The 12,250-nt window shown below is 34.0% G+C and carries 9 protein-coding genes and 1 pseudogene; 1 reads left to right on the forward strand and 9 read right to left on the reverse strand.

Going from position 1 to position 12,250, the window contains the following annotated elements; translation table 11 throughout:
• Positions 1 to 80: 80 nt before the first annotated feature.
• The 9 genes and pseudogenes from ACUL40_RS09380 to ACUL40_RS09420 all read right to left on the reverse strand — a co-directional run bounded on the left by ACUL40_RS09380 (position 81) and on the right by ACUL40_RS09420 (position 11,063).
• The gene (locus ACUL40_RS09380; protein ID WP_065212054.1) at positions 81 to 3,428 is read right to left on the reverse strand and encodes a glycosyltransferase; all 3,348 of its coding nucleotides are present in this window, start codon (positions 3,426 to 3,428) and stop codon (positions 81 to 83) included.
• A gap of 204 nt (positions 3,429 to 3,632) precedes the next feature.
• Positions 3,633 to 5,018 (reverse strand): anti-sigma factor domain-containing protein, encoded by a 1,386-nt coding sequence (locus ACUL40_RS09385; RefSeq protein ID WP_445423145.1) that lies wholly within the window; start codon positions 5,016 to 5,018, stop codon positions 3,633 to 3,635.
• The gene (gene sigI, locus ACUL40_RS09390; protein ID WP_002082432.1) at positions 5,008 to 5,730 is read right to left on the reverse strand and encodes an RNA polymerase sigma factor SigI; all 723 of its coding nucleotides are present in this window, start codon (positions 5,728 to 5,730) and stop codon (positions 5,008 to 5,010) included. The genes ACUL40_RS09385 and sigI overlap by 11 nt, the downstream gene beginning before the upstream one ends.
• A gap of 583 nt (positions 5,731 to 6,313) precedes the next feature.
• A complete protein-coding gene (locus ACUL40_RS09395) occupies positions 6,314 to 7,075 on the reverse strand; it encodes a glycosyltransferase (RefSeq protein ID WP_000141000.1) in 762 nt (253 codons plus the stop codon).
• A 98-nt stretch (positions 7,076 to 7,173) separates the two neighbouring features.
• Positions 7,174 to 7,806 (reverse strand): LysE family translocator, encoded by a 633-nt coding sequence (locus tag ACUL40_RS09400; RefSeq protein ID WP_000254113.1) that lies wholly within the window; start codon positions 7,804 to 7,806, stop codon positions 7,174 to 7,176.
• A 152-nt stretch (positions 7,807 to 7,958) separates the two neighbouring features.
• Positions 7,959 to 8,112 (reverse strand): annotated as a pseudogene (locus ACUL40_RS09405) (DUF3963 domain-containing protein); the annotation flags it as partial.
• A gap of 105 nt (positions 8,113 to 8,217) precedes the next feature.
• Positions 8,218 to 9,702 carry a WD40/YVTN/BNR-like repeat-containing protein gene (locus ACUL40_RS09410; RefSeq protein ID WP_079004635.1) on the reverse strand — a complete coding sequence of 495 codons (1,485 nt, stop codon included), beginning with the start codon at positions 9,700 to 9,702 and terminating at the stop codon, positions 8,218 to 8,220.
• Between the two features lie 477 nt (positions 9,703 to 10,179).
• Entirely contained in the window at positions 10,180 to 10,437 is a 258-nt protein-coding gene (locus tag ACUL40_RS09415; RefSeq protein WP_001036208.1) for a DUF3963 domain-containing protein, read from the reverse strand.
• Between the two features lie 146 nt (positions 10,438 to 10,583).
• Positions 10,584 to 11,063: a GyrI-like domain-containing protein gene (locus ACUL40_RS09420; protein ID WP_000801042.1), complete on the reverse strand. Its 480-nt coding sequence runs from the start codon at positions 11,061 to 11,063 to the stop codon at positions 10,584 to 10,586.
• A gap of 109 nt (positions 11,064 to 11,172) precedes the next feature.
• Here ACUL40_RS09420 and ACUL40_RS09425 point away from each other — a divergent pair, with 109 nt between their 5' ends.
• Positions 11,173 to 12,135, forward strand: a complete 963-nt coding sequence (locus ACUL40_RS09425) for a helix-turn-helix transcriptional regulator (RefSeq protein WP_065212056.1) — start codon at positions 11,173 to 11,175, stop codon at positions 12,133 to 12,135.
• Positions 12,136 to 12,250: the final 115 nt, after the last annotated feature.

The raw sequence follows: 12,250 nt of genomic DNA on the forward strand, positions 1-12,250 counted from the left end.
TAGAAGGAGCAGTTTTTATGCTACAACTCTACATTCAACTAACTAAAACTAATGAAAAAAAGAGCAGATAGTCCGCTCTTTTATGATGCCTCCTTATGTTCCGTGGAATGTTTAACACTCCCCAGTCTCTTTAGTTTATTCCACCCTACCGCTACTCCTCGAAGCGATGAGAATATAGATTTAATGACAACATAAGTCATAAATTGACGATAAATAAAACGTTGTAAAATTAACCATGCCAATGGTTTTGGGTTCTCTTCCTCTAATTTAAATGCGAACAGAGAAGCGAGAAGATCCATTAAAAAGAATACAAAATAAAATCCTAAAACTTTTAGCGGATTACTACTAAATAGTCCTATAATCATTAATATATCTGCAAAAGGAGCAATGAATTGCAGAATATATTGGAATAACCACATATTAGGCAGTGCAATAAACCCTAATGTTTTATGTTTTGAATTACACAACGCTTTTCGATGTTTCCAAAGACATTGAAGTGTACCATATGACCAACGATATCGCTGTTTAATGAGACTTTTCACATCCTCAGGTGATTCCGTAAAAGCATGCGCTTTTTCTTCATATACAATTCTATGCCCTTGACGTAAAAATGTAATAGTAAGATCCGTATCTTCTGCTAATGTATCTTCGCTTAAATATCCAGATTCAACTACATTCTTCTTGCGCCACGCCCCAATAGCTCCTGGAACGACTGTAATACAATTTAACTCATCAAAAGCTCTACGTTCTAAATTAAACCCTGTAATATACTCAACATGTTGCCAAGTAGTTAACAAATTCCGTCTATTCCCCACTTTGACATTACCTGAAACTGCAGCTACATTCTGATCTTCAAAGTGTCTAACCATTAAAGAAATAGCGTCTTGCGCAATAATAGTATCCGCATCTAAAGTGACAATGATTTCTCCTCGCGATTGTTGAAACCCTAGGTTCATTGCCGATGATTTCCCGCCATTTTCTTTCTGAATGAAACGAACTTTAGGGTGTTTATAAAATGTTTCTTTCATTACTTTTGACGTACCATCTGTCGATCCGTCATCCACAACAATAACTTCAAATTCTCTATAATTACTATTCAAAATTGAGTGAATCGTCTTGGCTATCACCTTTTCTTCATTATATGCCGCTATGACAACACTAACAAAAGGTTGATAATACGAATTAATATAGCGAGATAACGTTTTTCTTTTCTGCTTCCATGCAAAATAAATTAAGAATAAAAATCGAAAAATCCCTAATCCAATAGCAATATAAAAAATAGTAGTTAATATATGCTTAAAATATCCGGCTCCTGAAAAGACAGCTTTATTATAAAGTAAATATTGCTTCCCCTCAGAAGAAACAGGAGGCATAATTTCATCTCGTTCTTTATTCATTAAATCTGAAATTGTTACAAAACTATATCCATGCTTTTTTAGGTCTTTAATAATGATTGGGAGCGCCTCTACTGTATGTGTACGATTCCCTCCCGCATCATGGAGAAGAATAATATTTCCCTCTCCCTTATAAATGGGATTAAGAGCACGTCTTACTAATTCATTTGTTGATGGTGTTGCCCAGTCTTCGGGATCAACTTTTTCCGCTACCATTGTATAGTTCATATTTTGTGCACGTAAAATAGGCAATATTTCATTTGAGGAATCCGGGTTAGCATCCGCTTCATATGGCGGTCTAAATAAAACCGTAGAATGTCCAGTTACTTCCTGAATTAAACGTTGCGTCGTATTAAGTTCTACTTTCGTTCGTAGTAAAGACGTATCAGCTATGTTAGGATGCTTGAAAGTATGATTGCCAATTTCATGCCCTTCATCGTATATTCTTTTTACAATACTAGTATTTAGTTGTGCGTTTTCACCAAGTACAAAAAAAGCAGCTTTTATTTGATTCTCTTTTAATATATCTAAAATTTCTGGCGTATATTTCGGGTCTGGTCCATCATCAAATGTTAATACTACTTGTTTCCCATTTGGTTTTCCATATCGTTGCACTTCATATGCAGATGGTAAGGATTGATATACTTCATCTGTAAGGTAACCATCTTTGCCTACTTTAAAATCTCTCAATCCATTTTTTCTTTCATTCTCAATCTGTAAAATTTCACCTTGTCCAGAATAATTTACTTCATCTAAACTATTGATTTTATGTAATACATTAGGATTTTTTTGTGCCTCAATCGGATTTTTTAAAACTTTCCATATTGTAGGGTCTTCTGCTCCTAGTCTCCATAACGCAAATCCCTTTGCATTATTGTCCATTGCGATTTTAACTTGATTATAAAGAGTTACACCGTCTAAGAACCAAGCAGTATGTTCTTTCCCTTCTGTTTTATACCTAAAATAAGGGTTTCCACTCATTTTATCCCATTGAATTTTCATATTTGAATCATGAGCCATTGCCATAACTTCTGAGAAAGTTAAAGACTTCGCAGCTTCTTTACTATTCACTTCCCAATCATATCCATAGTTACCGAAAGCAACTATAAGCTTATCAGACGGAATATTCAGTTCTTTCAATGTATGTTGGAACCATTTATTTGAAGCAATTGGTCCTGGTTCCCCGGCTCCATAGTGCTCATCGTACATCATTACAATCATTCGATCTATTATTTTTGCTAACGCACTATAATCAAAAGCCTTATCATTAGCTGGAACATCTTGTGTAACGAGCAAATCATGTTGATGAAATTCCGTAGTAAGTTCTTTCATAAAATTTGTTAAGTTTTCTCTATCACTTTCAGGTACGGCCTCAAAGTCAATATTAATTCCTGAAAAATGATTCTTTTTAACTTGGCTTACTAAATCATTAATAAACTTTGTCTTTACATCATTTGAGGAATTCAGTAACTTATGAATTAGCCCACTATCAGGACCAGAAGCTTCCTCAGTATAGTTAGTAAGCAAAGGCATAATCTTCACTTGATTTTTTTCTGCCAACTTTACTATCTCAGGTTTGATCTCACTTCTAATCGTTAAATCTGCTTTTAAATGATACCACTCTGGTACTAACGTAGTTAAGGAATCGATATTTTCTTTTAAAGAAGCGGTACTATTTTCATCCCAGTTTACATAAAAACCATACACTTCTTTAGGTTGTTTACTATCCTTCGGCGAATTCACCAAATTTTTATTATCCTTCGTCTCGGTATTTGGGTTAAATTCTTCCTTCTTTAACTGCTGATCACTAAGTTTTTGATTAATTGGTACAAGTTTAGTATCTTGTTGTACAGCGGTATTCATATTTGGAATTTCTGGTGTTGAAAAAATACTTTGAAAGAAAAAATAAAATACAACACTTACACTAACTATTGAGATACATAGAAACGAAATAAAGGCTATGTTTCTCCTTCCTTTCGGATCATAAAAAACAGGTTTTTCTTTATCTTTCTCTTGTTGAATGTTTTTCTCCATTATATTTTTCACATACTCCTTCTTAATAGAACTATAAAATAATAAAGTGTAACTTTAATCAGCTCTCATCAATTGGACATTTACAAGCAGCCCAACTCCCACCTAACTTCTTTGCCCCAGCCAAATTTTGAGATGGGAGTTTTACTGCCCACAATAGCGAGAGAAATCCTTTTAGCTTTAAAATGAATCTCTCACTTCCATATTCTATTGATTCTTCTTTTCATTCCCTTGCTGGTGGCCTCTATTTTCTTGTTGAGACCCCCTACCATTATTCCCTTGCTCGTTTCCGTCATTTTCTTTCTGGGATCCTCTTCCATTGTTCCCTTGCTGATTCCCATTATTTCCTTGTTGAGATTCTCTTCCGTTGTTCCCTTGCTGATTCCCATTATTTCCTTGTTGAGGATCTCTTCCATTGTTCCCTTGCCCATTTCCATTATTCCCTTGTTGTGACCCTCTTCCGTTGTTCCCTTGCTCGTTCCCATTATTTCCTTGTTGTGATCCTCTTCCGTTGTTCCCTTGCTCGTTCCCATTATTCCCTTGTTGTGATCCTCTTCCGTTGTTCCCTTGCCCATTTCCATTATTCCCTTGTTGTGATCCTCTTCCGTTGTTCCCTTGCCCATTTCCATTATTCCCTTGTTGTGATCCTCTTCCATTGTTCCCTTGCTGATTCCCATTATTTCCTTGTTGAGATTCTCTACTTTTATTCTCCTGTTGATTCCCTCTATTTTCTTGCTGAGATCCTCTTCCATTGTTTTCTTTTATTTGCTTCGATGGCTGTTCCTCTGTTTTCTTTTGTTCTTTCTGCTCTTGCTTTTCATATTTTTTTTCTTTTACAGGAGACAAATCCAGTGATGCATCATGAGATGACTCCGGCTGTGATTGCACCTCTTCTTCGTTTCCCACCGGATTAGACGGCGTGGCAGGAGGAGTAAGCGATTTGTTCTTCTCATTCTCTTGCTTTATATAAACACCTGTGCCAATTCCAGCTTTTCTAGCATTCTCTCGTACTTGCATCGTGCTACTTTGATATTCAACTGTAATATGTTTTAGCTCATATTCTTTCTTTAATTCTTTCATTGCCTTTTCCAAAAGTGGTTCTAGTGCCTTGTCCTTTGCAACTGCTGTTAGCATAACTTGCTTATCATTCGTTAAATACTTATCCTCTTGACTTTGCTTTATAATAGTACGTATTACTTCTTGTAATTGTTTATTTTCCCATTGCTTCAATTCTTTTAAAATACGCCTTCCATCATCATTACAAGCCTGTAAATCTATAACACGAAAATCCTTCGTTACGCTCACCTCTAAACTTGGATTTATATCAACTGAGACGTAAGCAAATACTTTTTCTTCTGGTTGGTTGTAGAAAAACAGCACTGCAAATAGAAAACAAGCAACAAGTATTGATGCAGGTTTTAAAAAGGAAGGGATCGAAAAATGCGATGCTTTTTGTTCTTGCTCATCAAATGAGATTTCCTCCCCGATCATGCAAGAATCCCCTTTTCTTTTACACGTAATAAACTCTCCATTTGGTGTTAAAACAACTACGCTATGCTTTTTTATATCCATCACAATTCCTTTATTCATCATGCTTTTCCCCTCTTATGTAATCCAGAATATATGTATAGTTGTTTGCAAAAATAATACACATTGCAATAATGTATTTTCTATGTCGTTCCAACGTTTTACGACTTACCCTAACACGCGGTTCAATATGTTTAAGCGGTAACTTTTTCTTTCGGAACAGCTCTTCCATCATTTCCTCTTCTTTTATAATAATTTTTACAATTTCTATTAAGTGCTCACGCGTATCACGATGCTTAGGAGATTCTTTAGCAAGCTCTGAGAATGTGATTTTAAACTCAGCTAGCACACTTTGAAAATGAAGAATTTCCTCCTTACGGTTACTATTTTCCATCTCTTTCATATACTCCGTAAGCGACACTTGCATTTCTAACATTTCCTCTTGCTCATCTTCTTTTAAAAAGACAAAGTTATGTTTAGACTCCTTACGTATATAGTCAATTACATCTCTTTTTATAAGAAGATCAGCAAACGCTAAAAAGGATTTTCCTTTTGTATAGGAATACTGTTCAATTGCTTCGTTAAACGCAAACAATCCAATGCTATATTCATCATCCTGTTCTGTAATATACCGGCGGCAGACAGATGAGATTGATTTTCTAATAAAAGGCTGATACTGTACGATAAACGCTTCTTTATCTTCTTCGTTGTTTTGTATGTTACATACGATATCTTCTATTTTCGGTTTTCTTAAGATCTTCATTACTAAACTCAACACTTGTAATCTCCCAGCCTCCTTCAAATAGCAAAATGGCCACTACAAAAGTGACCATTTAACCAGATTTTCTTGGTACTTTTCTTCGGTCTTGTTTTCTTGCTGTTAGTTATATTTTTTGAGTCTAACTTTTTCCAACGTTTTCTTAATGATTTTCCTTTTCTCTCGGCACTACAGTTAAGTTTGTATTTTTATCTACTTTCTTATTTTCTACCGTTCGTTTTGCTTATTCTTTTTCTATTTTATCTGCAATCCTTGAATAACTCTCCTCTATACCATTGGTAATTTCATCCTTTTATTTTGGATGCCCACCTAATCTAGTAATTTTATTAATGCTTCTATATTCTTTCATAGTCATTTTTCTTCTATTTATTTTCTTCACTATACATATTCGGAGGAATACATAGTTTTATGGGGGTCAAAAAATATTTTTATAAAAAAATACATATTTATTTCAAAAATAAAAACCACCAATTTGAAAAAGGATAATCAAATTGGTGGTTTTCTTATAATATCTATTAAATTAAGTTGGATTCTCATTATATCTAAAAAAGTACTAGCTATCCTCTTCTAATTTTCTCCATTTTTATCTTTCTTGGTTATCATAATATGTCTTATCTGCGTATTTTCTATCATTTCCTTTTAGATAAGCTAAAATTACTTTTGGATTTTTAAGTAAAGTCCAGTCTCCATATGTATCAAATCTTCTGCATGAAGTTATCATTCCATTTTTAATAGTACCGAATTTCTTATTATTTTTCTTTCCCCACTCTTTTAAACGTTTAGCGAAATCTGCATCTTCTGCCATAAGCATGTTTTCATTAAATCCGTTGATTGCCATAAAGTCTTTTCTATAGCACCAAAAAATCCCTACAGATATAGCTCCGTACTTAAAAAGTAAGGGGATTATGATTAACATTGCGGAGAGAAATATTCCTAAAGATATTCTTTCAAACTTCCCATTTACTCCACCACCAATGTATTTATCTGAAGTTAAATATTTATCTACATTAGACAACATAGACTCTGTCATTATCGTATCAGCGTCTATAGTGACGATTATTTCTCCACTAGCTATTTTAGCCCCTGCATTTCGGATTTTAGATAAGTTTTTATCGTTATTTTTCAATGTAACACAATTATAAGATTTTGCTATTTCCTCTGTTTTATCTGTACAACGGTTTAAAACAACTATAACTTCCGTTTGCTCTTTATATGCCTCTGATGCCTTTGCAATTGAATCTAAACATTTTCTAATGTACTTTTCTTCATTATGCGCAGGAATTATAATAGAAAACTTCACATCTTCTTTCAAATTAACTCCTGAAGATTCGTTTGTCTCAGTCATAATATTCCCCCCTTATTTTATAAGGTAAATATCTACTATACATAAATTATATTAATATTTATTAGGTTATATTATAGAAACTGACGGTAAAGAAGCTCTTACTGTCGACGTTCAAAAGCAAGACGTACAGCAAGCCCCGTTAAAACACTTGCCATAAGCCAACGCTGTACTCGTAGCCACGTCGGGCGTGTGCCAAACCATTTTGCAATTCTACTTGCTGTACATACAATTACAAGGTTAACTATAAAGCTAACAGTGATTTGCGTAAGCCCCAAAACTGCACCTTGAAAAAGCAACGATCCCTTCTCTGGATCTTCAAATTGAGGTAGAAGTGATACATACAAAATAGCAATCTTTGGATTCAGAAGATTCGTCATGAGTCCCATCAGAAATAATTTCCTTGGTGGCTCATTAGAAATCATACGAGGTTCCATAATAGATGTAGCACCCGGTTTAATCGAATTCCAGGCGAGCCAGAGCAAGTAAGCAGCACCTGCCCACTTTACTGCTTCATATACAGCGGGAACAGCAACGAATAGAACTGTAAGTCCAAACATAGTTGCGATTATATAGATTACAAATCCGAGCATGATGCCCAATAAAGAAATAAATCCCGCCATACGTCCTTGCGTAATGGAACGGGAAATGAGGTAAATCATATTAGGCCCAGGTGAACAAACCATGCTAAGCGAAACAATTGCAAAAGCTACCAATGTACTCAAGCTGACCATAAACCTTCCCCCTTTATTTTACATAAAATTTCCTATTGTACATTTTATCATAATTGAGGAGAGAAAAGATTAATATAAAACGATGCAGCTAAGTAATATTATCGGATCGAATGTATTGTAATCACATACTTCTCATTCTCTTAAGTAAGGATCTAAGAGTACCCTATCCATAGAGCTACTAAAACCACTACAAATAAAGCTAAACAACATGTGATATTTCGAATCCACTTTTGTATATCTCCAAAATACCTTTCTATATATAGCGTTGATAGTAAGCATAAGAAATAAAACAAAGAAAGGCAGCGAGGTATAGGTCCATTTTTATCTTCATGGCTGGAATTATACCCCTTACCAAACTTCTAAATAAAATGTATAGCTGAGTAGTTACCTTATTTTTCAAAAAAATTCTGATTATTTCTTTTTCACTTCTTCTACAAATTCCCATGTCTCTCCGTTATCTTTTGATTGATAAAGTGCACTACTATCGCCATTGTAGTCTCCATCTGCCCCTTGTCCAACTAACATATTAAAAACCCCATCTTTCTCATATGGCATACTAGGTGAATCAAAAGGACTTATTGTGGACTGTGTATGATCTAATTTCACTTCATGCGGCGGATATTCTACCTTTTTAAAAGATACTCCCCCATCATCTGTGCGATATAACTCTCCTTCATTACCAGAAGGCCTAATTGCTCCTAAAAACCCAAGTTTATCATTTATAAAAGTGATTCCTGATACACTACCAATCCCCCCATTAAATGGGTCTGGATTGATAACCTCCCATGTTTTCCCTTCATCACTAGTCTTGCTTAATGAATAAAAGGCGCTCCCTAATGCTTTATCTGTCATATTTAGTTTATAACCAACTTCTTTCGATAGGAAAAACTGTTCTTTTTCATTCTTTAAATCTTGTTGTTTCTTCTCTTTAAGCATATCTTCTTTTGGAGGCGTCTTTGATTTACTCCAACTTGCGTCACTTATTAAATTATATCTAGCAGGGACTAGCTCTTGCTCTTTTCCAGGGACAAATATAGATACAGTATATCCAATGATATCAGAAGCTGCTTTTTTAAGACTCTGCCCCTTACCATCCTCAGTAATATTAATAATTCCCTCTGTATTGGATCCCCAATTTCTTTTTCCATAATAAATCAACCCATACTTACTTTCATTCCATTTTCTAACCGTTTGCTTAACTGGAATCGCTTTAACCGTTTCAATTAAAGGTTCTACTAATTTATCATCATTATAATCAGGCTTTGCGTATCCGTCTCGTATTATAGTAATATCTTCTGACTTCTTCTTATTATAAGAGATTAAATAAGTTTCTTCTTTCCCATCATCATTTTTCCCATAAACAAATGTATCAAACGCTGTGATTGTTCCATCTGAATGAAATGTAAGATCAAAATCAGTTGCCATATACAATTTCTTTGGCAAAGGATATTTTTTATTTATATCTTCAAAAATACCTTCTACTCCAGATTTATATATATTATTATGTTTAAGTTTAACTGACCTTTCATGTTTTAACTTTTCTATAAACCATGCCAATTTGCCATTGTAATTTATTGCACTTTTATAAATCTGCATCCCATAAAATGATGTAATTGTAACAATAATGATAATAGAAATGGATCTCCATACTATTGAATTAGTTAATTTTTTAGATTTATATTCTCTATTTTTCATCACCCGCATTGTAGTAAATGCAGTTATGGATATAAAAAGTACTATACATAATAACATAATATAAATATTATAATTCATTCTTCCGTACTTACAGTATAAGGCCAACTCATAACAAAAAATCCCATATACAATTATTAGTATTGGATTTGTTACTAATGACAGAAGTATCCTTTTTGTATTTTCTCTAAATATAGAAACCACCCCTAATTACATGAATTACTGATATTAAGTATACTTTATTGTAAAGTCACAAAAAAGCTATTTAATCTTGCCGCAAAAAATACAATAGACATCTTTCTATTAAAGCCGTTTACAAATCTAGTTGTTTCATAGACAATGGATTTTTGAGTGAATACTAAAGTTGCTTCATTTATATGAATTACAAATCCAAGCATGATGCTCAATAAAAAAAATAAATCCTGCCATACGCCCCTACGTAATGGAATGAGAAATAAGATAAATCAAAATAGGCTCACCATACTAAGTGAAACAAGCGCAAAAGCTAGCAAAGTACTCAGGCTCACCATAAACCTTCCTTCTTTATCTTACATAAAATTTCCTATTGTACATTTTATCCTGATTGGGGAGAGAAAAAATTAATATAAACCGATGCAACTAAGTAATAGTATCGAATCGAATGTAGTGTAATCACATATTTCTCATTCTCTTAGGTAAGGACTAAAAATAACCTATCCATAGAGCTACTAAAACCACTACGAATAAAGCAAAGCAACATGTAATATTTCGAATCCACTTTTGTATATCATCAAAATACTTTTCTATAAATGCAGTGTAAATAGAAAGCATAAGAAGTAGCACAATGAAAGTAAAAGATCCCAATTTATCGTTAAATTTTTCATTAGTAAATGTACTTACATGAAGGAATAGAAAAACAAACGTTACTATGAATAGCTCAAATAATCTTTTTTTATTCAATCTACCACCACCTTACAGCAATTCCCTTTTATTCCATTTTATCAGAACATACTGTGTAGCAGTATATGAATATTATATTCATTTCAAAAAGGCCAACAATACAAGATCGTTAGCCTCTAATTTCCATATTCGCACCTTTTATCACTTTACTTCCTAACAACCGGAATCCACATTTCACCAAATACTAAGCCATTTCTCTGCCCCATCTCAACCGTTGTATTCGGTCCACCAACATAGGCAAAATCCTTTGCTTCTGGTAAAGCTTGACCGAAGGCGATGCCAGTAAGCTTATTACTTAGCTCTTCAGCCGTTTGGTCTTCCCCTTTCACTACTAAGTATTCTCCCCTCGGAAACTGAATCACTCTAGATTCTTCTTCTATTTGTGCTTCTGTCATGACACCCGCATAATACATCATTTTGTTATTCACCGCTTCGCTCACGGAAAAAATGTATTCATTTGTAGCTAAAGCTTTTAAAGTGTCCAGCCTTCCATCTTCTTTAACAGCCGACCAAAAGTCTTCCTTTTCTTTATTTATTCCAGCAAAGTCTGTGTATTCACTCTTAATTTCAGTTCCAATACCTAACACAATAAAGCTATCTTTTTCTTCTATAGTATAATTTTTCATTTGCAAAACCTGCCTCTTGTTTTATTAATCAAACGATTTATCTTTTCATCTGATACGTTTATAATACCTTTAAACCATGTCAAAAAATGATACTGTTTAGGAGACTAAAATGAAAAAAGTTGAACGGATTAATACAATTATGCGGTATATCAACAACCGCTCCCACTTTACAATTTCTGAAATCATACAAGAATTTAACATATCACGGTCGACAGCTATTAGAGACATTAGAGAAATCGAAGCTATGGGAATGCCACTTGTCGCTGAAGTTGGGAGGACCGGGGGATATTTTGTTATGCACAACTCTATCCTGCCCGTTGTTCGCTTTACTGATAATGAAGTGAAAGCTCTTTTTATTGCCTTTATGGCTACAAGGAATCAACAACTTCCCTACCTAAAGAGTCGTCAATCTTTAGCCGAAAAACTACTAGGACTCATCTCAGAAACCCAGCAAGATGATCTCGTTCTTTTAAATCAACTCTTGCTTTTCCAAGGGACTAACCCTCATAATCCCGATCTACTTGAGCTTTCTGATCTCCCCCATCCTATGTTAGAAAAACTCATTCAAATCCTTCTTTTGGATAACCATTTATTGATTACTATGAAAGAAGATGAAGAAATCAAGTCTTATCCAATTTATCTATTGCACCTTTATCAAGAAAAAAGCCATTGGATCATTGAAGGGTTTGACTTAAAAAAAGAAAAGAAGATGATGTTTCCTGTCGATGATCTCATTAATATTGAACCATACACGACGAACAAAAGGCTAAATAAGAAAAAGATTTTAGAAAAACTAAGTAAGAAGGACGAAGCAATTAACCTTGTATTTGAACTTGGTCCGACAGCAATTGCCCAGTTCAAAAAATACCATCCTTTAAAAATTTCAATATCTTATACTAATCCTTACCAATCCACAGCCATTTTAAAAACTTTTATCAATGTTAACAATCCCGATGAAGTGACGGAAATAATAAATTGGCTGCTTTTTCTAGGGAAGGATATTAAAATCAAAGAAATACCCGATGAAGTATTAGCAGATTTACAAAAACGAGTGTGCTTATACATTCCATAAGCAGTGAGCCTCAAATATTAAGCTTTATCACTGGGTAATTATCCTATTTTTAAATACCATTTCATTTACTACAATGAGAGCATGATAAATAATAAAAGCACGGAAAATCTCCCGT

The sequence above is a fragment of the Bacillus sp. KNSH39 genome (genome assembly GCF_052656585.1).